Genomic DNA, 21,082 nt, shown 5'->3' with positions numbered 1-21,082 from the left:
ATGACCGGTCCCGTATTGCCCGCCAATCTCATTTCGCTTCCCGTTCTTCCTGTCTCGGCCGCCCTGCCCGAATTGCAGGACGTGCTGGCCTCCGGCCGCAATGCGGTACTGGTTGCGCCGCCTGGCGCAGGCAAGACGACTTTGGTGCCGCTTCATCTTTTACAAGCCCCCTGGCGCGAAGACGGCCGATTGCTGGTGGTCGAGCCACGCCGCGTGGCTGTGCGTGGTGCCGCCCATCGCATGGCATCGCTGCTGGGTGAGGAAACCGGCAGAACAATTGGCTATCGCACACGCACGGACTCGGCCGTCAGCGCGGCCACCCGCATTGAGGTGGTGACGGAAGGGCTTTTGCTGCGTCGCCTGCTGACTGACCCGCTTCTGGACAATGTGGCCGCCATTCTGTTCGACGAGGTGCATGAGCGCTCTCTCGATCTCGATACGGCTCTGGCCTTCGCACTCGATCTGCAACGCACGCTACGGCCCGAACTGCGCCTTGTCGCCATGTCGGCCACGACAGACGGGCGGGCGTTCACGACCCTGCTCGATGGCGCCCTGGTCGAGAGCGAGGGCCGCGCCTTTCCACTCGATATCCGCCATGCCAAACGCGATCTGACGGCCCTGCGCGAATTGCCTGACGTCATGGCCAAAAACATTCGCGGCCTGATGGCAGAGGAAGAAGGCGATCTGCTCGCCTTCCTGCCGGGGGTTGCCGAGATCAGACGATGCGCGGCAGCCCTTGCCGGGCTGGATGCGCTGATCCTCCCGCTCTATGGCGAGCTTGATACACGCGAGCAGGATCTGGCTCTCAAACCCTCCGACAGACGCAAGGTCGTGCTGGCAACCTCCATCGCCGAAACCTCGCTCACCGTGCCTGGTGTGCGTCTGGTGGTCGATGGCGGTTTTCGGCGGGAGCCACGTCTCGATGTCGGCTCGGGGCTGTCGCGTCTCGAGACATTGCGAATCTCACGCGCCACCGCCACGCAGCGCGCAGGACGCGCAGGGCGTGAGGCACCGGGTATCGCCCTGCGGCTCTGGACCGAAGCCACCGGCCGCGCCATGATCCAGCATGACCTGCCCGAAATCCTGAGCAGCGATCTGGCCGGGCATTGCCTCGATGCGGCCTCGTGGCAGGAAATCATGGGCACGGCGCCCGACGCCCTGCCCCTGCTCGACGCCCCGCCTACAGGCGCGAAACAGGCTGCCATCGCCCTGCTGCAAACCCTTGGTGGGCTGGACAAGGCAGGCAGGGTCACGCCGCTCGGCGCGGCCATGGCGCGCCTGGGCGCGCAGCCACGTCTGGCCGCCATGATGTGCGCAGCCCGCACGCCAATCGAGAAAGCCACCGCCGCCGCTCTCGCCGCCCTTCTGGAAGAGCGCGACCCGTTGCGCCCGCGGCCCGTGCCGGGTCAGCGCGCGCCAGTCACTCCAGCTGATATCCAGTCGCGTCTGGCGCTGATCGAGGGCGCGGAACACCACCCGACGGCTGACAGGGCGAGCCTTGCGCGCATACGTCAGTCGAGCCAGCGCTATCAGAGGCGGCTCGGCCTCTCCCAGCGCCTGCCCCCCGACCCGCACTGTGCCGCTGCCCTTCTGGCCGCTGGTTTTCCCGACAGGGTCGCCATGGCCGCAGGCGAAACCGGGCGCTACCGACTGGCAGGCGGCGGCTCGGCAAGGCTGAGCGCCATCGATCCGCTGGCTCGCGAAAAACTTCTGGTAGCCCCGTCTCTGCATACACGTACCGCCACCGAAATCTGTCTGGCCGCGCCGCTGGACCTCGATTCCCTGCCGCCTACCCTGCTGGCCAGAACGGAAGAACAGGTCGAAACGGCACTGGATACTGCAACAGGTGGAGTCATTGCCCGCAGGAGGCTGCGTCTTGGTACGCTGGTCCTGCGTGACCGCTCGGCCCCTGCCGATCCGGAAGAAATACAGTCCCTGCTTCTTTCACGGATCCGGGCCGATCTGTCGGGCAGCCTTGACTGGAGCGAGGCCTGCCAGCAATTCCGCGCGCGTCTTGCTCTGGCGCGGCTTCACCTCGATGAAACCCTGCCCGCTGCCGATGACGAGACCCTCGCGGCCACTCTCGAGGAATGGCTCCTGCCCTATATGGACGGCATGACGAGGCTCTCGCAGATTCAGGCACTCGATCTTCTGTCACTGCTGCGCCAGAGACTCGATTATGCCCAGCTCAGGCGCCTTGATCAGGAATTGCCGACCACGCTCGGCCTGCCCGGCGCCTCACCCTCGATCGATTATCGCGAAGCTGTTCCTACAATCTCGGCACGGGCACAGGCTTTCTATGGGCTGAAGGAAACGCCACGCATCGCCAATGGCAAGGTGAAGCTGCAATTCGCGCTGCTATCACCGGCCGGAAGACCACAGGCGATTACCGCCGATATTGCTGCCTTCTGGCAGACCGGCTGGCCGGATATGCGTCGCGATATGCGTGGCCGCTACCCGCGTCATGACTGGCCTGAAAACCCTGCTCTCGCGAGCCCACCACCGCCGAGACGACGGCCGGATCGCTGAATACCGGAGTGAAACATCGCGATGAAAAACAATAACACCAAGATGTGATGTTTACCCTTCCCATGCCGTAATTCTCGTCTTCGCGCTTGTTTCCACAGCGCGAAAGCCAGAGATCGTCTTTCAGCACGAAAACTTGTCTTTCGAATCGCAAGCTTCTCTCCCACTCCTTTCGGAACCGAACCGTGCTTTCCGACCGGGATGAGAAACGACCATGACTCTGGCCGCCCCCTTGCCTTCCACCCCCACCATTACCCCCACCCTGTCAGCCGCAGGGCAGAGACGGGTGTTTATCGCCTCCTGTGTGGCAGGGTTGGCCGGTGTCCTTTTCGGCTATGACCAGGGCATCATCTCGGCTGCCCTCCTGACACTGGGGGACAGTTTTCCACTCGATACCTTTGGCAAGCAGGCTATCGCCGCCGGTATGGTCGCAGGCGCCCTGCTTGGCTGCATGGGGGCAGGCCCGCTCTCGGACCGCTGGGGCAGACGCCTTCTGGTAGGGCTTGCAGGAGCGCTGTTCCTGCTGGGCTCGGTTGGTTCTGCCATGGCCATGTCACCAACCGAACTCACCATCATGCGCGTGATTCTGGGCCTTGCTGTCGGCGGTGCCAGCCAGATCGTACCTGTCTATATCGCAGAACTGGCTCCCGCTTCGCGGCGCGGCAGGCTGGTGCTGCTGTTTCAACTCGCCATCGTCGGTGGCGTTCTGGTGTCATCGCTCATCGGCTGGGCACTGAGCGATAACCCGCTGCTGCTTCGCCTGCTCAGCCGGGGTGGCGACTGGCGCATGATGTTCCTGCTGGGCGCGGTACCGGCACTGATGCTGCTGATCGGCCTGGTCTTTCTGCCGGAAAGCCCCCGCTTTCTTGCCTCGAAAGGCCGCAAGGACGAGGCCCTCGCCATCCTGCGCAGCCTGCGTGGACCGGAGGAAGACCCGGAGGGCGAAATGGCCGAAATCCATGACGCTGCCGGACAGCGCGGCAGCTGGCGCCTGCTCTTCTCGAAACGGCTGCGCCCGGCCCTCATTGCCGGAACGGGGCTTGCGATGTTCAGCCAGGTCACGGGCACCAATGCCGTGCTGACCTATGCCCCGACGATACTGGCTGGCGCCGGGTTCGATCGTAACTCAGCCCTGCTGATTTCCATCGCCATCGGCGTGACGATTACGGTCGCTACCATTTTCGGCTTCTGGGCGGTCGATCACTGGGGCCGCCGTCGCCTCATGTTGCGCGTTCTTCCCGGCTCCATTCTCGCGCTGATCGTACTCGCCTTCGTCTTTTTCGGGGGTGACCCACAGGGCATCGGCAAGAGCCTCGCCGTAGCCGGGCTGCTGCTCTATGTGCTCTGCACACTGGGCAGCATCAATGCGTCTCTCTGGCTCGTAGGGGCCGAAGTCTTTCCACTTTCGGTGCGCGGCAAAGGGATGGGTCTTGTCACGGTCTCGCACTGGTCTTTCGACCTGCTGGTCTCGATGATCACCCTCTCGATCATCGAGACCATGGGCATCTCGGGCACGTTTGTCCTCTTTGCCGGACTAACGACCCTCGCCTGGCTGTTCATCCGCCGCTGTATCCCCGAAACCAAAGGCCGCTCGCTCGAGGATATCGAGCGCAGCCTGAACACGGGCGATTTCCTCTCCAGATGATATAGTTGTCTGCGATCCGCCTCAGGGAGTTGTTACAGACACATCTGCATGAGTTGCCCGAGCAAGACCCGGTAGACTTTCCAGGTCGGCGTTGAACTGCGAGCCGAACATGCCAGGTCTCATCAGCGGGACTGGCTGATCCGGGTGACCATGCATCGACATCTTCCCCCCCAGAAGCATGAACCGCATCAGAGGCGGTTTGTCCGCCAGAGACGCAGTAGGGACCTTGGGCTCGGGAATCGGCGTATCAGGCAATGCCGCAAAACGTTTCTGCAGATCCATCGAGTCGAGCTTCACGCGAAGGTCAGACAGGGCGACCTGCGACAATTGCTGCTCGACACCAAGGAGCACAAGCGGGTTTGCCTGTAGCAAACTGCCAAAGCCGTAGGTGTTCAGCAAGTCTCTTACACCTGATGGAACATTGACCAGTGTCACCGACACATCATACGTACCGGCATTCTCGAATTGTGCCCAGTGACGCACTGAAAACGTATTGCCGGATAATTCGTAAGAGCCCGCCATCTTTCCGGAGATGGAAGTATAGCCAGCCTCCAGAAGGAGGCCTCCCTGCGATCTGGCACCAAATATCTTTTGAGCCTGCAGCAAATCGACCTTCATCCCTGACGCGGAAAAAGACAAATGAGACGGAATATGCCCGGAGCTGTCGAGACCGTTCAGTGTAAAAGAGGCAATCCTTATTGCAGGGGGGGCACCCGGCTGTGCATTGAGCACATCAATACCGTTCAGGGTTACGGTACCGAAAGGCGTCGCCGTGATGCGGCGTATCGTCACGCTATCGCCCAACCCGGACGCAGCCAGAATTTCGCGTATCTGTTTGTCCGCCATCCCGCTCGCACTCTGACAGGCGAGTTCCCATCCTGCGGCGACAACCACTAGCAGAACGGCTCCGCCAATCAGCAGATACCGCCCGTAGCGAGTTCGGAATTTCTGACGTGATTCAGGATCCTGCGCGGCTGTACGCGCATCACGGACCATCTCGCCAACACGACCATGCACCTTTTCCGACAATGCCCCAAGTTTGGCATTAGCCTTGCGAGCGGCCTCTTCCACGCGTGGCCCGTGGGTCTGGGTGAAACTCTCGACCCGCCCGGCCCATTCTGCTGCCACGTCGCCAGCGTGGCGCATATCTGACGCCTCCGCGAGCGGGATGCTCGGTGGTGCAAGCACCAACACCGGCGGCAATAAGAGCCGTGGATCGGAGGGGATCCTGGCCATCAGGCCATGTGCGCTGTTCATCAATTAGCGCGGCGTCTTGAGCGCATTTTCACGCTGCCAGGCCAGTTCGTCACGAATCATAAAGATGACAAGGGTCAACTCGCTTGAAACGCGCGCAAGAACAATGCCTACAACCGCTACAATAACGCCACCAATCACCCCCCCCACCAAGCCGAGCAAGGCGGCGATAATTTTCGAGGTTCCGGCAGCTTGAGCCATTGCCATGGACCCGGAAAAAATAGAAATCAGTGTCCCGAGTCCACCCAGAATACAGATCACGACACCGATGTAGAAAAAGAACTTGATGAATTTCGGGGTGATAAGCGTATCAAAAGAAAGAAGTGACTTCACAGCTGGGGAATCCTCTCTGAGGTTTTAGCGGTTTATCTGGGGCTGCTTTGAAAGTTTGCGAGCAGAAAGAGCAACCGGATCGGTCGTTTCGGCACATTGCGCGTCGTGGCAGGCATAGAATTTCGTGGCGTCAAGCAAGGCATCGCTCAATGCTGTTCCATTCGACGGCGATACTGAGAGTTGACCTGAAATCAGGTACCACTGGCCAGAACTAAAAGCGGTACCGTCTTTCCCTACGGAAACCCGCAGATGACCAGGCCAACGTGTCGGCACCTTGTCCTTCCCGCTACCCTCTACCTGCACGAGAAGCGTGGCGGTTACCGGCGCTCCGGTTACAACCGAAGACAGCCTTGCCGCTCTGATCGTATCCAGCGTCCGACCCCATTGCAGATCGGGGGAATCATTCAGCCAATTAGCCATCATAGCAGGCTTTGACAGACTACCCGCCGCTTGCATCATGCGAGTCTTCTGAGCTTCGAGCGCGGCAGCCTGCTCATCTGCCTGTTTTTCAGCTGCAACCCGCCGCTGCTCTACGACCAGCTTGTTGATTTCGTCCTCGCCGATCAGCGCCAGACGTTGTGTACGCGCGCGATCTGCAAAAACCTGAATACCCTGCAACGACGCCTTCAGCTCCCCCTGGAGCCGCTGTCGAGCAGCGGCAAGAGTTGTCGCATCAGCTTTCAAAGTGAGCGCAACGTAGACGGATCGATTTTCCATTCCCCACTGCGTACGTGCACGCAGAAAGGTCTGAGCATCACTCTGCTGCATCGGCACGAAAAACGGCAACTCACCGTTTTCGACCTGCAGAGTTACCATGAACGGAAAACTTCCCCCGCTGCATTCCCCATGCATTGATATCTGGTGCAGGGGCATTTCAAGCGGAAAGCCTTGTTTAGTGAAATCATACGGACCAAGAGTCGTCTGTATAACCGTCTCAATTCTCTCCGACGACGCCATGTTCGCACTCTGACGCAGATCGTCACGAGCACGTTGCATCAAGGCATGCCGCCCAAATTCATCCGCTCGAAAAAAATCACGTTGATAGCGAAAAGCTGCCCAGCAACGCTGCACGGAGTCGTCATCAAGCCAGGCAGGATTGGCCTTCGCTGCCAATGCCACGAAAGCATAGTACCCTTCGAGCGGTGGCGCAGCAGGCTGAGGCTGAGGCTGAGGCTGAGGCTGAGGCTGAGGCTGAGGCTGAGGCTGAGGCTGAGGCTGAACAGTAGAAGCAGACTGCGGCTGGATGGAAGGGCTTGCAGAAGGTCTTTGCTGCGTATTGTCGGAGGCAGACGCAGCGGAGGCGGGAACGAACTGCCACCCCTTCTCCCGCGTCGCATCGAATTGTTGCACCTTGCCGGAAGGTTCCACAACGCTCACGGTAACGCTTTGCGCAGCCACACAACGCGGATCACGCTGAAAGACGCCCGCAAGAAGCTGTACTAGACCTTGCTCGGCATCCACCTGTGCTATGGCAGGGCTTTGCGCATCAAGAAACATCCGCAAGGCAACGTGGCTGGCCTGACATCGGGTTGCGAGGTCGACAAAATTGACCCGAAAATGCCTCTTGGTCGAGACCACAAAGAGCGTAGGGTCGCTCTGTTGCGCCAAAACTGGGGTAGACACGAAACCCAAGGCGGCAAAGCCCGCCGCGCCCAGAAGAATTTGCCTGAAAAATTGCCGACGCATGTCAGTTTACTTCCCAGACCCCTTGTGGAGACAGGCACGCATTGCTGTTCGTAGTAGCAGATTGTGCTCCACCATTTGCCACCGTGCGGAGATCGCGACAGGTCACGCTTGCCGTGACGACGGTTGGCACAGCATTGGCAGTTGCGACCTTGTCCACGGGCTCGAGATCATCGAGATTGATCGGCGCGTTGTCATTGGCGGATTGTACGACCTGACCGACCGCTTGAGCCTTTGGAGCCGCGGTGACAACACGAGTCAGCAGTGTCGAAGGCACGTAGCCTATAGCTTGGCCGCCTCGTGAAACGAGATACCAATTACCATCTTGCACAGACCCTGTTACCCAGATTTTGTTACCATTATGCAGGGTCTCAGTAACAGAAGCGCCTGCTTCCGGAGCACTGTGCACGGCAGCTGTCTTTTTGACGCTGTACCTCTTGCCAATCGAAACGAGCCTCGTAGGCGCGGCAACAGAGGCTTGGCGCAACAAACTCACTTGCTTGGTTTCCGTACGCGTGTTGGAGGCCGTGATGACTGCCGTGGCCTTGCTATGGGTAGAGGCCCAGTTTTCGGAATCCCCATCACTCTGCTGGCTCAGAACCTGCTGCTGCTGACGCAGCAAAGCGGCACGATCATCATCATCGAGCATGGCACCGACGCGATTACCGATAAGACCAGCCAAGGCTGCACCACCGACTGCCGCAAGAGCGGCATATTTACCGCCGAAAAGCCCACCGAGTGTACCGCCCAGAGCCACACCGACACCAGTACCCACACTCTCTTTCTGACCCATCCCCAGAATACCGGCATTGGGGTCGTTGCTACACCCGGCAATAGGTAGGCAGAGCGACACTATCAGGAAACCTGCCACAGCCTGTCTGCTCTTCATCTCGCCATCACCTTATGAAATCTAATATCGTTATAAAATGTAACCTCCGCTTTAAGCTGTTGCAATAATGGAACGTTAAAATTTCACAAAAAACATTATTGACCATCATAGACCAGTGAAGCCTGCCACACGCGACGGTACCTCCACAGAAACAGTCGCATATCCTGTTCATGCGCAAAATGACGTGCGACACGTAATGCAATCCGGATCCTTACCAGCGCTGCGACAGGGTTACGAATACAGCACGACCCGGAGCCCAGGCGCAGGCAACGTCGCGTGTGCACATCGCAACATATTTGCGATTGGCGATATTGGTCCCGTTGAACTGGATGCGCGTGCGGCCTCTGTCGATATGGGCCTGAAGATCCCAGACAAGCTGCGAAGGCACTGTGAAGGTCAGGGGAATAGACCCTGCCGTATTGCCCGTATAGCGCATGCCCGCTCCAATTCCGGCCTGCCACAGGGCCGAGAAAGCAACATCGCGCTTCAGAAAGAGCGATGCCATATGCGAGGGAATGGCCACTGGCCGCTGGCCGATCTGGCTCACCGTGTTCGACTTCAGAACACGCGGGTCCTGATAGGTGAAACTCGCAATGAAATCGATCTTGTAAGGCAGGCGACCCACCCCTTCGAACTCGAAACCGCGCGTTCTCTGTCGCCCCGTCTGCACGCTGAAGGACGTATTATTCGGGTCTGCCGTCAGGACATTATCCTGCACCAGATTGAAGAAATCGGCCGTTAGCATGAAATTGTCGACGCCACGCAACGGTGTGACGGGCTTGTATTTCACACCGGCCTCGATCTGCTTGCCTGTGGTGGGCACGAAAGCCGATCCGGAATATGTCGTGCCGACCTGCGGCTGGAATGAGGTCGCATACGAAACATAGGGGTTCAGCCCGATAGCCGATTGGTAGACCAGCCCGAGACGCCCGGTGAAGGCGTTATTATTCTGCGGCGTACGCCCCCCGGTCAGGTTGCTGACCGTCATGCTCTCGGTAAAATCGCCACGGCCCGAAAGGGTGAGATACCAGCGCTGCCAGTTTGCCTGTTCCTGAGCATAGATGCCCGTATCGGTTTCGGTCTCGTTGGTGCTGGTGTTGGTGGCATAGCTCGGCCAGGTGATGGCGCGATAAACCGGCGCATAGAGATTGAGCGCAGGCGCCGCACGCTGCCCGCGACGATTGGCGAGAAAATCACTGCGAAAATCAACGCCAGTCAGGATTTCATGGTGAATCAGGCCGGTATGAAAAACGACGTCGGAGCGCGTATCCAGCGTGACGTTATTATAATTGCCCTGCTGATTCAGCGCTGTACGGTTGATGCTCTGCTGGTCAGCTGAAAGCGACGAGGTGGTGACGAAGCGGTAAAGCACATCGAGATGCGCGTAACGCATGTTCTGCGTGATGGTCCAGTTGGGCAGGATATGGCGCACCAGATTATAGCCCACCGCCACCTGACGCTTGGAGTAAACGTCGTAATCAGCGTCGCTGCTCAGGAAATTGCGGGCGATCTGCCCCCATTTCGACGGCAGGACCGTGCCTCGCGCTGGCAGAAACTGGGCGGTAGATCCGGCATCGAGCTGTTCGAAGCTGGTCAGCAGGGTTGCGACCGTCTTGTCGTCCGGATGCCAGCTCAGCGACGGTGCGACATAGATTTCGTTATTCTTGATATTCTTCGCATAGGTGTCGGATTTGCGGATCAAACCGTTGAAACGCCAGAGAAGCGTCTTGCGGCTGTTGAGGGCGCCGCCAACATCCACCGCGCCCTGCACACGCCCATACGAGCCGGTCTGGAAATCGATTTCATTCACCTGATCCAGATGAGGCCGCTTGCTGACGGCATTGATGATGCCTCCCAACTGGCCCGAACCATAGAGCGCCGATGACGCGCCGCGCAGCACATCCATTTCTTCCAGCCCCCAGGGCTCGATGCTGAAGCTCTGGGAAGTGCTGGCATCGGGCGCACGCGTGCCATCGAGATAGATATCCGGCGTGAAGCCGCGAATAGTCCCGAAATAGCCGCGAGGGTCATCCTTCGATCCGTAATCTGACACACCTGCCGCATAGCGCACCGCCTCGGAAAGACTGCGCGCATTAAGCACGCTCATTCGCTCCTGCGTGATGACTGTGATGTTCTGCGGTGTGAGTTCAAGCGGCGTTGAGGTCTTGGTCGCGCTGCTCGCTGACGCAGGAAGAAATCCGCCGCGCTTGGCCGAAACACGGATCGTCTCATGAACAGCCGCCTTCTGTTTCGTTGCTGACGTTTTCTGCGACTGGGTATTCTGGGCACGCGTTGCAGGAGCTCCCGGTTTCTGTTCTGCAGCCGAAGCCGGATGGAAAACGGCCCCGGACAAGGGAAATGAGACAAGCGTAGACAGACAGAAGGCAGCACGATGCGTGGCGGACATATTTTTCCCGGGAGAATACGATGAGTAGCTGTTACAAATGAGAACGTTTCTCATTTGCATCCGGGTCGATAAAAATCTAGCTGTCTGCTGTCAATCGACCGTTGCGGTTGACTGACCGGACAGGAAAAATTGTGGTGATTATGTCACGTTTTCGTCAGATCGGGGCGCGCCACCGTCAGGATATGAGGAGCTCGCTTCGAAGTCTTTCCAATAGCACCACAAGGGGGTGGTCGAGCTTCTGCCCTCTGAAACGCTTCACCTGGCTGCGGCAGGAATAGCCGCTGGCCAGAAAGCGCTGCTCGCCTTGCCGGTCGAGATGCGCACCCCAGGATTGCTCGAAAATGACGCGCGAGGTTTCGACATTACGCGCCTCATGGCCGAAGGTGCCCGACATGCCGCAGCAGCCTGTCTTTTCAAGCTGCAGGGTGAGCCCGACACGGGCGAACAAGGCCTGCCAGTCACTGCCTGATCCGGCAAGGGCGGTCTTTTCTGTGCAATGGCCGAGAAAGACATGCTGCGTGCCAGAGCCCGCTTCCACAGATGTGACCGACGCCTCCTGCCCCGGCAGAGCCTTGAGCAGAAACTCCTGTGGCAGCAACACCGTGGGCAGGGTCTCGATGCCCGCAATCTTGCGGTATTCCTGCCGGTAGACGAGTGTCATGGCCGGGTCGAGCCCGACAATCGCGACGCCGGATGCGCCGATCCCGCGCAGCCAGGACGCGTTGCGTCTGGCCTGGCTGGCAAACATCCGCAGAAACCCGTGCACATGCAGCGGTTTGCCACATGCCAGACTCTCGGCAAGATAGACCTGATAGCCGCATCGCGAAGCCAGCTCGATCAGCGCGCAGACAAGGGGCGTCTCGAAATGGCGCGTAAACAGGTCAGGCATCACTATGACGCTGCGGGCCTTCTCCTCTGCCGAAAGAGAAGCCAGCCGCTCAGGGCGCGCCGGCTCCACGCCCCAGCGCATGCAGGTCTCGGCCAGTTTCGCGCCCTGCATAGACGGCATGTCCACAAGACCGAAAAAACGCTTCCCGAGTGCCTGAACCACAGAAAGCCGCGTTCCGGCATTATAGAGCGGCGCGATACGGGCCATGAGCGGCAGGGCATATTCAATCATGCCTACCAGATAATCGCGAAAAGGCCGCGCATAACGCTGATGGTACAGATTGAGAAAACGCGCCCTGAAATCGGGTACATCCACCTTGACCGGGCACTGGCTGGTGCAGGATTTGCACGCAAGACACGTCGCAAGACTGTCGTAGAGCTGATGAGAGAAATCGCGTGGAGCCGCTGCACGGCGCCGCAGCATGGCGCCGATACGCTGTTTCAGCGGTGGGCGTGTGGCCTCGAGCGCCGCCACGTCTGTCCCTGCCCCGGCCTGGAGACGCAGCCATTCGCGCAGCAGCGATGCGCGCCCCTTGGGTGAGAAGCGACGGTCGCGTGTCGCCTTCCAGGACGGGCACATCGGGTCGTCCTGATCGTAATTGAAGCATGCGCCATTGCCGTTGCAGTGCATGGCGGTGCCAAACCCCTTCCAGACCGGATCAGGAATCTGCGCGTCCTGCGTACCGCGCAAAGGCACGTTATCCACGCGCAGAAGCGGGCGCGCCGACGCGGCAGGGGCGGCAATCTTGCCGGGGTTGAGCTGGTTATACGGGTCGAAAACGGCCTTGATCTGCTGAAGACGCGGATAAAGCGGCCCGAATATCTCAGGCACATATTCCGAGCGCACCCCTTTGCCGTGCTCCCCCCAGAGCAGCCCTCCATAGCGGCGCGTGAGAGCCTGAACCGCATCACTCAGGGGGCGGATGCGTGCCGCATCCTTGGGGTCGCGCATGTTAAGAAGCGGGCGCACATGCAGGACACCGGCATCGACATGACCGAACATGCCGTAATCGAGCCCGTAGCCATCGAGCAGGGCACGAAACTCAGCAATGAAATCGGCCAGTTTCTCCGGCGGCACCGCCGTATCCTCAACGAAAGGCTGCGGGCGGGCTTCGCCCTGCACATTGCCCAGCAGGCCCACGGCGCGCTTGCGCATGGCATAGACCTGCGAGACGGCCTTGCGCCCCTCGGCCAGCGTATGGCCACGACGAGGCACCGTCCTGTCCTGCCTCAGATGATCGAGAAACGCGTCCACTTTCTCGCGCAGCACGGCCTCGTCATGCCCGGCGAATTCGACCAGATTGAGCCCCCTGGCCGGGCCTGCCTCATCTTCGGGAAAATAGCTCTCGACCGAACTCCAGACGAAATCCTGCATGGCCAGACCCAGCACCTTCGAATCGATCGTCTCGATCGACAAAGGCCTGAGGCCGATCAATGCGCGTGCATCGCGCAGCGCCTCCATGAAGCTGCCGTAGCGGATATTGACCAGAATACTGTGTTTCGGAATGGCGAGCAGATTAAGCTTTGCTTCAGCCAGAAACCCGAGCGTGCCCTCTGATCCGCAGATCAGGGAGGTGAGATCGAAACGCCCCTCTGCGTCGCGCAGATGGCGAAGATCATAGCCGGTCAGACAGCGATTGAGCTTTGGGAAAACACGCTCGATCGTTTCCTTTTCCTGCTCGTGGATACTGGCAACGCAGTCATGAATACGTGCCACATGGCTTGTGCCATGGCGCTGCGCCGTCAATGCAGCTTCATCGAGCTTCTGAGTATCGAGCGTCTCGCCGCCGAGAAGCACGGTCGACAGCGCCAGAACATGGTCGCGTGTCTTGCCGTAGGTGCAGCTCCCCTGCCCGCTGGCATCGGTGCTGATCATGCCGCCGATCGTGGCCCGGTTCGATGTCGAGAGTTCGGGCGCGAAAAACAGGCCGTATGGGGCGATGGCAACGTTCAGCTGGTCTTTCACCACACCCGGTTCGACACGTACCCATTTCTCTTCGACATTGATCTCGAGAATACGGTTCATATGCCGGGAAAGATCGACCACAATCCCGTCGGTCAGGGACTGACCATTGGTGCCCGTGCCACCGCCGCGAGGCGCCACCACGACATCGTGCCATGCATCCTGACCGGCCAGACGCGCCAGACAGACGAGATCGGCCTGGTGTTTAGGAAAGACGACCGCCTGAGGATAACGCTGATAGATCGAATTATCGGTGGCGTGAACGAGGCGCGTATCGTGATCAGTCTCGATCTCGCCGATAAATCCGGCATTGCGCAGCGCATCCAGAAAAGCGGCATGCTGCCCTGACGTGCCAGGCAATCTGTCGAGAACAGCGATCATGGTCATGGCCGGTCATCCATCGTCAATGGTGCGCCAGAGATCCTCCGGCAATGCCGGACGGCGCGCGTCCCTGAATTACTCCGAACCGGCGATGAACGATAGAGAGACGAAAGAGACGTCGCGCCTCAGGAACGTATGAGCACCACAAGGGCGCGCCGTTCCTGCGCGATCCCGGAACGCAGATGGCCGTGGGCGCAGAGCGCCTCACCTTCATGTTCGAGATACATGACCTTATTGACGACGGGCGCTGGTGTCGTCACCGATTGCCGCAATGTGCGGTGAACCTTGCGCGCTAGCGTCTTGCAATAATCCAGCGTATCGCTGGTAATGGCCATCGGCACAGTTTCGGTACGCGCAGGCATAAAAGCCGGATGTGTGCCGTTTCCCGCCTTGGCCGTGCCAGGCAGACCAAGGGTGCAAGTCAGGCAAAAAAGCGCAAAGGCTGTTTGGGTCATATAATCGATACTGATCAGGTCCATATTGCATCACGATGGGCGATGCATGAAGACTTGGTTAAGTAGTCAGATTCTGGACGGATTGCTCAGGCCAGCCCGTTTTCCTCGACGGGCAGACTCAGCACCACACGCAAACCACGCTGGAGCGGTTCAAGCGCCAGACTGCCGCCATGAAGCTGAGCCACTGCCTGAACGAGCGACAGCCCGAGCCCGGCACCAGGTGTGTTGCGCGCCTGATCGGCACGAAAGAACCGCTCCGAGGCACGGGCCAGATCTTCCGCAGACATGCCCGGCCCTTCATCGGTCACGCTGATGCGCACCAGATTGGTCGATACGCTACCACGCAGGGTAACGGTCGTTCCGGAAGGAGAGAACTTGATGGCGTTATCGATCATATTTGCCACGGCCTGCTGAATGAGGCGGGCGTCGCCGTGAAAGAACAGGCGCTGGGGGAGGTCGAGCGCAATCTGCAGCCCGGCATCCTCAGCGGTCGCTTCGTAAAGCTCTGCGATATCATGAAGTGGTGCAATGAGATCGGTCGTCTCGAATGCCGCGCGGCGCGCGCCGGCCTCGATCTGGGCGATACGCATGAGCGCATCGAAAACAGCGGTCACATGGTCGAGGTCTGCCACGGCGCGATAGATAGCGTCATGCATCTCTTCGGTGGAGCGCGCATGAAGCGCTGCATCTTCCAGCCTGTTGCGGGCACGGGTGATCGGTGTGCGCAGGTCATGAGCGATGGAATTCGAGACCTGCTTGACCCCTTCCATGAGCTTTGAAATGCGGTCGAGCATGCGGTTGATGGAATGAGCCACCAGATCGACGTCATTGCCCACAAGCGGCATGCGCTGACGCATATCGCCATTGGCCAGAGCTGTAGTCGTGCGCGCGATGGAACTCAGGATACGGCTAAAAATACCCCGCACCACCCAGGCGCCACCCACCGCCAGTGCCGTAACCATGAGCCATGACCAGATAAAGGTCTCGGTCAGAACACGGCGCAGGATGTCCCGCCCCCTGATGTCACGGCCGACCAGCAATTGCAGACCGTCAGGCAACACATAGGCATGCATGGCCGCAGAGGTCGTGTTCCCCGCCCGGCTGATCTTGAGTGTGTAGAAACGATCGGCACGCTGCACGGCATCGGGCCATGAGGGCATGTTACCGGCCAGACGCTGGCCGCCAGGCGTGATCAGCAGATAGAGATCCTGATCCTCGACGTCCTGATCGAGTCGATCCTGAATGGCGCGTTGCAAGCTCGACAGCCCGCCCTGCATCCAGCGTTCGGCCAGCCCATGTGCATCGGCATCGACCGCCTGACCGACCTCGCGCTCAAGCGCGCCGATCGTGTGCCACCAGAGAAAGGTAAGGAACAGCGTGGCCGAGAGGGCAAAGACCAGCCCGTAGCCCAGTGAGAAACCAAGCCCCGCCGAGCGGAAGCGCCAGGCGCGCTTCCACCACAAACGAAGTATGGGAAAGCGCGACAGGCTGAACCTCATGAAACCGGCAAACCCTGCTCAATTGGCGCGCAGGATATAGCCTGCATTGCGGATCGTATGGATCAGCGCGGTTTCGAAGGGCTTGTCAACTTTCTGGCGCAGGCGCGACACATGAACGTCGATCACGTTCGTCTGCGGGTCGAAATGATAGTCCCACACCCGCTCCAGAAGCATCGTGCGGGTGACTACCTGACCGGCATGGCGCATCAGGAATTCCAGCAGGCGGAATTCGCGTGGCTGAAGATCGATCTTCTCGTCCCCACGTTTGACCGTACGCGACAGCAGATCCATTTCCAGATCGGCGACGGTCAGCTTGGTCTGCGGTGCCTGCTCGGCGCTGCCACGACGGGCAAGGGCCTCGACACGCGCCAGAAGCTCGGAGAAGGCGAAAGGCTTGGTCATGTAGTCGTCGCCACCAGCCTTGAGGCCGGCAACACGCTCATCGACATCGGCCAGAGCCGAGAGAAGCAGGACAGGTGTCGCGTTATTCTGCGCACGCAGCGTTTCGAGAATACGCAGACCGTCAATGCCACCGGGAAGCATGCGGTCGAGAATCACGATGTCGAAATTCTCGCTAACGGCAAGAAACAGACCATCTTTCCCGTTATCGGCTTCCTCAACAAGGTGCCCGGTTTCCTTCAGGCCCTTCACTATGAAGCTCCTGACGGTTGGATCATCCTCGACAAGCAGAATACGCATGGTCAGTCCTTGGTTTTGAAGACGGCTTTCGCGAAGATACGTGGTGCCGCCCTCAATTTACAGTGACCTTATTATCTTTCAGTTACGCCCCGGAAGAAAGGGCGAAGAAGCGCTTCTGTGTTCATTCATCGGCATCTGCCGGTCGTTTTCCGATAGGAAGCGTGACAGTGCTCGTCTTGCCCTTGCGAATTACCGTGAATGTAACGGCATTTCCGGGCTTGCCTGCAGCCACAATCCTGAGCAGAGCCCGCCCATTCTCGACTGGCGCATTATTGATCGCGGTGATCTTGTCGCCTTTCATCAAGCCGCCCTTCTGCGCGGGGCCGTTGCGATCGACATCCACCAGCACGACCGAACCGTCGCCGTCATCGAGCGTGACCCCAAGCCAGCCATGATCGACATGGCCCGTGCGCCGGATCTCATCGACAATCGGCGCCACGATCTCGGACGGAATGCCAAAACCGATTCCCACCGATCCACCCGCAGGTGAAACCATGGCGGCATTCACAGCCACCACCTGCCCACGCATGTTGAAGGCTGGCCCACCCGAATTGCCCGGATTGATCGGGGCATCGAGTTGCAGGAAGTCGTCGAGCGACCCGGCCCCAAGATCGCGCCCACGCGCCGAAACGATGCCCGCACTGACGGAAGAGCCGAAGCCGAAAGGATTGCCTGCCACCAGAATCCAGTCGCCCACATTCACCTTGTGGCTGTCACCCCACGTCACATAGGGAAGCGGCTTGGGCGATTCGACCTTGATGACCGCGATATCGGTCAGGGCATCCACCCCGATCAGCTTCGCCGGCAGTTCCTGTCCGTTCGAGAGCGAGACCGTGACATTATCGGCGTCACCCACGACGTGATCATTGGTGACGATAATGCCCGATGGATCGACGATGAAGCCTGACCCGGCACCCAGGATTTCTTCCTGATGACGCTGCATCTTCTCGCGATAGCGCTTCTCGAGCGGCGTGCCCTTGATCTGGGCGGGCACCTTGCCGCCGCCCTCCGAACTGATCTGGGTAATGGCGATATTCACCACAGCCGGAATCACGCGTTGCACCAGCGGAGCGAACGACAGTGGACCGGACTGCACAAGGACGGGCGGCAAGGCAGGCGTGCCGTCGGGAACGGCTGCCTGAGCCGGAATCTGCACGGCACTGGCCGGTGGCACAGCCGGAATGACAGGATGGCTCGGCTGCGGCGGCGGATGCGGCAGAAATTTTTCGAGGAAAGACGGCAGGGCATAGGCCTGCGAGACGCCAAACCCGGCAAGGACAGCGAGAGCAAGAACTGCGCGCATCAGGAAACCACAAGCGGGGTAGGATCGGGGGTCATGGCGACACGATAGCGCAGAAATGAAATGATTCCATCTCTCATCGCCGCCTCTTTTCCCTCTTCGTTCTCATGCTACAAAACAGGCCCCGCTCTGCCGGGTCGAAGAGGAAGGATTGTCATTCCTGCAAGGCTTTGGCAGGACGAGAAGGACGTACCACGCGAAAAGCGCGTCCTTCTGCCCCTGACGCTTGCATAACGCGATCTATCAAGGACGACAGATGATTAACGACTTTACTTTTGGCCGCGTCCTGATCATCGGCGATCTTTTACTCGATTGTTATATTCACGGTTCTGTCGACCGCATTTCACCAGAAGCGCCCGTTCCTGTCCTGCTGCGCGCCAAGCACAGCACTGTGCCCGGTGGGGCCTGCAATGTTGCCATGAATGCCGCAGCTCTGGGCTGCACTGTCAGTCTGGTTGGCCTCGTGGGGCAGGACGCCTCCGCGCATGAGTTGCGGCAGGCCCTGGCACAGCAGAGCCGCATCTCTCTCGACCATCTGGTTGACGATGCAGACTGGGTGACCATCACCAAGACGCGGGTTCTGAGTGGTCGCCAGCAAATTGTGCGTATCGACGACGAACCCTCCACTGTCGTCGCGCCCATCGTTCAGGAGAAGCTCATTGCAGCCGCCCTGAATGCGCTCGATACGGCAGATGTCATCGTCTGCTCAGATTATGCGAAAGGCGTGCTGAGCGACGAGGTCCTGCAGGCTGTCATTCAGGCGGCCAATCTGCGCGGCATCCCTGTTGTGGTCGATCCCAAACGAAAGGATCTCTCAGCCTATAAGGGCGCGCAACTCATCACGCCCAATCGCAAGGAGCTCTCTTCCGCGACCGGGCTGCCGGTCGGCAGCGATACCGAGATTCACTTCGCGGCGCTTGCCGCGCAAGAGCAGTTCGGTGGCGATGTTCTGGTCACCCGTTCGGAAGAGGGCATGACGCTTCTCGAGCGCAGCGGGCGCATGACCCACGCCCATGTGCCGAAATCAGAAGTCTTTGACGTCTCCGGTGCGGGTGACACGGTCGTGGCAACCATTGCCGCCATGATCTCGGCGAAAGCCGATCTGCAGACTGCGATGGTCATCGCCACGAATGCGGCCTCGATCGTCGTAGGCAAGCTCGGCACAGCCACTGTCTCCCGCGCAGAGCTGAGCGCGGCGCTCAAGTCGAAAATCGAGAAGGACGGTGTGATCGCGTCTCTTGCCGAGGCTCAGGGCATTGTTGCCGCCTGGCGCCAGCATGGCGCGCGCATCGTCTTCACCAATGGCTGTTTCGACCTGCTTCACCCCGGGCACATCGCCCTGATCCGTTCCGCCGCGCGTGAGGGCGACAAACTGATCGTGGCACTGAACAGCGATGCCTCTGTGCGACGGCTCAAGGGAATGGAGCGACCGCTGCAGGATGAACAGGCACGGGCCACTGTCATGGGGGCTTTGCGCGATGTCGATCTCGTGGTGATTTTCGACGAAGACACGCCCTATGAAACGATCGCTGCCCTGAAACCCGATATTCTGGTCAAAGGCGCCGATTATACGGAAGATCAGGTCGTGGGCGGGGATGTCGTCAAATCTTATGGTGGTCGCGTCGTGCTGGCCGATCTGGTATCTGGTCGCTCGACGACCTCTATCGTCAGGAAGATGAAAGCCGATTAAGGCACGGGCGCCACGCTCGCAGGACACGTTTGAAATCTGGGTGACATGACGCGCGAGATCGAAGATACGACCCCCGAAACAAAGGCGCGCTGGCGCAACTGGCTTTTCGGCCAGGCCCTGCCCTTGTGGAGCCAGGCGGGCTTCGATGACAAACGTGGCCTCTATCACGAACGCCTGGACTGGGCCTCACGCCCGGTAACGATGCAGGCCCTGCGTCTGATGGTGCAGGCAAGGCAGATATCTACCTTCTGCCGGGCCGCGCTCGACGGTGTTCACGAGGCGGGCGCTCAGGCGCTGAGCTGTCTCGATACTGTGCAGCGTCTCTATCATCGCGCCGATGGTCAACCCGGCTGGGTCTTTTCGATAGCTTCGACAAATCGCCCCGCGCAGACAAAGCGCGATCTCTACGCCCATGCCTTCATTCTCTTCGCCTATGGCTGGGCCATACGCTACGCCAACCGCCCCGAAGACCGGGCCATGGCACGGATCATCGCCGAAGAAATCGATCTGATCTTTGCTGCGCCCAATGGCGGTTATGTCGACGCCGTGCCCGATGAGGGAGTCTTGCGCAGCCAGAACCCTCATATGCACCTGCTCGAAGCCTATCTCGTTGTTTTTGAGGCAACCGGCGACAGCTTTTATCTCGAGCGCGCAAAAGCACTGGTCGAACTGGCAAGAACGCGGCTCATCGATCCGCGCAGCGGACTACTGCTTGAGTTCTTCGGCCCTGACTGGCACCCGCTTAAGAGCTTCGGCGAAAATCAGGTCCAGCCGGGGCACCTCTTCGAATGGTCGTGGCTGCTGAGAGACTACTCTCGCCTCGCTGAGTGCAAAGGCGATGAAGCCGATTCTCTGGCCCGAAGCTCAGGCAAGCTGTTCGAGGCAGGCTTTGCTTCCGGCTGCGATCATGCCCGGTGCGTCGTGCTGGACAGCATCACTGATACCCATGTCGTTCTGGAACGTTCCGCGCGTATCTGGGCACAAACCGAGCTTTTGCGCCTGCTTCATACGGGCGAGCAGACACCGGAAAACGCGGCAAAAGCGACGCTTTTTGCCGCTTCCTTTCTGGAGCTGTTTGCCCCTCTCTCGCTGAGTGGTGGCTGGATTGACCATATTGATGGTGCTGGTGACAGGCTGGTTGAGTATATGCCGGCGAGTTCGCTGTATCATATTTACGGAGCGGGCCGTCAGATTGCGCTGTAGCGCTGCAACTCCTGTAGCGCTGCAACTCCTGTAGCGCCACCCGCCGGACGCGCGCCTGCTGTGTGGGGGCGCGTCTGCTTCATGATTTTGTATGGGGATTTTTGTGCAAAAAAAGCCCGCTTGGATTGAGCGGGCTGATGTGTTGGTTGCGGGGGCAGGATTTGAACCTGCGGCCTTCAGGTTATGAGCCTGACGAGCTACCGGGCTGCTCCACCCCGCGGGGGTGGTGTTTTTGTGGGGTGGATCAGGGGACCTGGCGGCGACCGA

Annotated in this window: 14 protein-coding genes and 1 tRNA gene; 4 read left to right on the top strand and 11 right to left on the bottom strand. The window is 59.6% G+C overall.

Translation table 11 applies throughout. The features are described from left to right. Both hrpB and IEV53_RS13780 read left to right on the top strand, forming a co-directional pair. The gene (hrpB, locus tag IEV53_RS13785; protein ID WP_188427417.1) at nucleotides 1–2,529 is read left to right on the top strand and encodes an ATP-dependent helicase HrpB; all 2,529 of its coding nucleotides are present in this window, start codon (nucleotides 1–3) and stop codon (nucleotides 2,527–2,529) included. A 211-nt stretch (nucleotides 2,530–2,740) separates the two neighbouring features. Next, nucleotides 2,741–4,171 carry a sugar porter family MFS transporter gene (locus tag IEV53_RS13780; protein WP_188427416.1) on the top strand — a complete coding sequence of 477 codons (1,431 nt, stop codon included), beginning with the start codon at nucleotides 2,741–2,743 and terminating at the stop codon, nucleotides 4,169–4,171. A 21-nt stretch (nucleotides 4,172–4,192) separates the two neighbouring features. Here IEV53_RS13780 and IEV53_RS13775 read toward each other — a convergent pair whose 3' ends face one another. The 10 genes from IEV53_RS13775 to IEV53_RS13730 form a co-directional block, all read right to left on the bottom strand. Further along, on the bottom strand, nucleotides 4,193–5,317 hold the full coding sequence (locus IEV53_RS13775; RefSeq protein WP_188427415.1) for a hypothetical protein: 1,125 nt from the start codon (nucleotides 5,315–5,317) through the stop codon (nucleotides 4,193–4,195). A gap of 114 nt (nucleotides 5,318–5,431) precedes the next feature. Further along, nucleotides 5,432–5,758: a DUF4282 domain-containing protein gene (locus IEV53_RS13770; protein ID WP_188427414.1), complete on the bottom strand. Its 327-nt coding sequence runs from the start codon at nucleotides 5,756–5,758 to the stop codon at nucleotides 5,432–5,434. A 24-nt stretch (nucleotides 5,759–5,782) separates the two neighbouring features. Beyond that, the gene (locus tag IEV53_RS13765) at nucleotides 5,783–7,444 is read right to left on the bottom strand and encodes a hypothetical protein (protein WP_188427413.1); all 1,662 of its coding nucleotides are present in this window, start codon (nucleotides 7,442–7,444) and stop codon (nucleotides 5,783–5,785) included. A 1-nt stretch (nucleotide 7,445) separates the two neighbouring features. After that, nucleotides 7,446–8,330 carry an SH3 domain-containing protein gene (locus tag IEV53_RS13760; RefSeq protein WP_188427412.1) on the bottom strand — a complete coding sequence of 295 codons (885 nt, stop codon included), beginning with the start codon at nucleotides 8,328–8,330 and terminating at the stop codon, nucleotides 7,446–7,448. Between the two features lie 211 nt (nucleotides 8,331–8,541). Then, on the bottom strand, nucleotides 8,542–10,737 hold the full coding sequence (locus tag IEV53_RS13755; protein ID WP_188427411.1) for a TonB-dependent siderophore receptor: 2,196 nt from the start codon (nucleotides 10,735–10,737) through the stop codon (nucleotides 8,542–8,544). 175 nt (nucleotides 10,738–10,912) lie between these two features. Further along, entirely contained in the window at nucleotides 10,913–13,975 is a 3,063-nt protein-coding gene (ydiJ, locus tag IEV53_RS13750) for a D-2-hydroxyglutarate dehydrogenase YdiJ (protein WP_188427410.1), read from the bottom strand. Nucleotides 13,976–14,094: 119 nt separating this feature from the next. Continuing rightward, nucleotides 14,095–14,448: a hypothetical protein gene (locus IEV53_RS13745; RefSeq protein ID WP_188427409.1), complete on the bottom strand. Its 354-nt coding sequence runs from the start codon at nucleotides 14,446–14,448 to the stop codon at nucleotides 14,095–14,097. A 62-nt stretch (nucleotides 14,449–14,510) separates the two neighbouring features. Then, nucleotides 14,511–15,923 (bottom strand): HAMP domain-containing sensor histidine kinase, encoded by a 1,413-nt coding sequence (locus IEV53_RS13740; protein WP_188427408.1) that lies wholly within the window; start codon nucleotides 15,921–15,923, stop codon nucleotides 14,511–14,513. Nucleotides 15,924–15,941: 18 nt separating this feature from the next. Then, nucleotides 15,942–16,622 carry a winged helix-turn-helix domain-containing protein gene (locus tag IEV53_RS13735; RefSeq protein ID WP_025842033.1) on the bottom strand — a complete coding sequence of 227 codons (681 nt, stop codon included), beginning with the start codon at nucleotides 16,620–16,622 and terminating at the stop codon, nucleotides 15,942–15,944. Nucleotides 16,623–16,743: 121 nt separating this feature from the next. After that, nucleotides 16,744–17,925, bottom strand: coding sequence for a S1C family serine protease (locus tag IEV53_RS13730; protein WP_188427407.1), 1,182 nt, complete (start codon nucleotides 17,923–17,925; stop codon nucleotides 16,744–16,746). A 253-nt stretch (nucleotides 17,926–18,178) separates the two neighbouring features. Between IEV53_RS13730 and rfaE1 the strand changes: the two genes are divergently transcribed. Both rfaE1 and IEV53_RS13720 read left to right on the top strand, forming a co-directional pair. Continuing rightward, nucleotides 18,179–19,612 carry a D-glycero-beta-D-manno-heptose-7-phosphate kinase gene (gene rfaE1 / locus IEV53_RS13725; protein WP_188427406.1) on the top strand — a complete coding sequence of 478 codons (1,434 nt, stop codon included), beginning with the start codon at nucleotides 18,179–18,181 and terminating at the stop codon, nucleotides 19,610–19,612. Between the two features lie 45 nt (nucleotides 19,613–19,657). Next, nucleotides 19,658–20,815 carry an AGE family epimerase/isomerase gene (locus IEV53_RS13720; RefSeq protein ID WP_188427405.1) on the top strand — a complete coding sequence of 386 codons (1,158 nt, stop codon included), beginning with the start codon at nucleotides 19,658–19,660 and terminating at the stop codon, nucleotides 20,813–20,815. Nucleotides 20,816–20,958: 143 nt separating this feature from the next. Here the strand turns inward: IEV53_RS13720 and IEV53_RS13715 are convergent. Continuing rightward, nucleotides 20,959–21,035, bottom strand: a tRNA-Met gene (locus IEV53_RS13715). Between the last annotated feature and the right edge of the window lie 47 nt (nucleotides 21,036–21,082).

This window comes from Asaia siamensis (genome assembly GCF_014635085.1).
Taxonomy (GTDB): Bacteria; Pseudomonadota; Alphaproteobacteria; order Acetobacterales; family Acetobacteraceae; genus Asaia; species Asaia siamensis.
This window is presented reverse-complemented; position numbering and strand designations above follow the sequence as displayed.

Bases quoted from the DNA above. Each gene is read 5' to 3' on its own strand.
- hrpB (WP_188427417.1), top strand. From the start codon at position 1: ATGACCGGTCCCGTATTGCCCGCCAATCTCATTTCGCTTCCCGTTCTT.
- IEV53_RS13780 (WP_188427416.1), top strand. From the start codon at position 2,741: ATGACTCTGGCCGCCCCCTTGCCTTCCACCCCCACCATTACCCCCACC.
- IEV53_RS13775 (WP_188427415.1), bottom strand. From the start codon at position 5,317: ATGCGCCACGCTGGCGACGTGGCAGCAGAATGGGCCGGGCGGGTCGAG.
- IEV53_RS13765 (WP_188427413.1), bottom strand. From the start codon at position 7,444: ATGCGTCGGCAATTTTTCAGGCAAATTCTTCTGGGCGCGGCGGGCTTT.
- IEV53_RS13760 (WP_188427412.1), bottom strand. From the start codon at position 8,330: ATGAAGAGCAGACAGGCTGTGGCAGGTTTCCTGATAGTGTCGCTCTGC.
- IEV53_RS13755 (WP_188427411.1), bottom strand. From the start codon at position 10,737: ATGTCCGCCACGCATCGTGCTGCCTTCTGTCTGTCTACGCTTGTCTCA.
- ydiJ (WP_188427410.1), bottom strand. From the start codon at position 13,975: ATGACCATGATCGCTGTTCTCGACAGATTGCCTGGCACGTCAGGGCAG.
- IEV53_RS13745 (WP_188427409.1), bottom strand. From the start codon at position 14,448: ATGGACCTGATCAGTATCGATTATATGACCCAAACAGCCTTTGCGCTT.
- IEV53_RS13740 (WP_188427408.1), bottom strand. From the start codon at position 15,923: ATGAGGTTCAGCCTGTCGCGCTTTCCCATACTTCGTTTGTGGTGGAAG.
- IEV53_RS13735 (WP_025842033.1), bottom strand. From the start codon at position 16,622: ATGCGTATTCTGCTTGTCGAGGATGATCCAACCGTCAGGAGCTTCATA.
- IEV53_RS13730 (WP_188427407.1), bottom strand. From the start codon at position 17,925: ATGCGCGCAGTTCTTGCTCTCGCTGTCCTTGCCGGGTTTGGCGTCTCG.
- rfaE1 (WP_188427406.1), top strand. From the start codon at position 18,179: ATGATTAACGACTTTACTTTTGGCCGCGTCCTGATCATCGGCGATCTT.
- IEV53_RS13720 (WP_188427405.1), top strand. From the start codon at position 19,658: ATGACGCGCGAGATCGAAGATACGACCCCCGAAACAAAGGCGCGCTGG.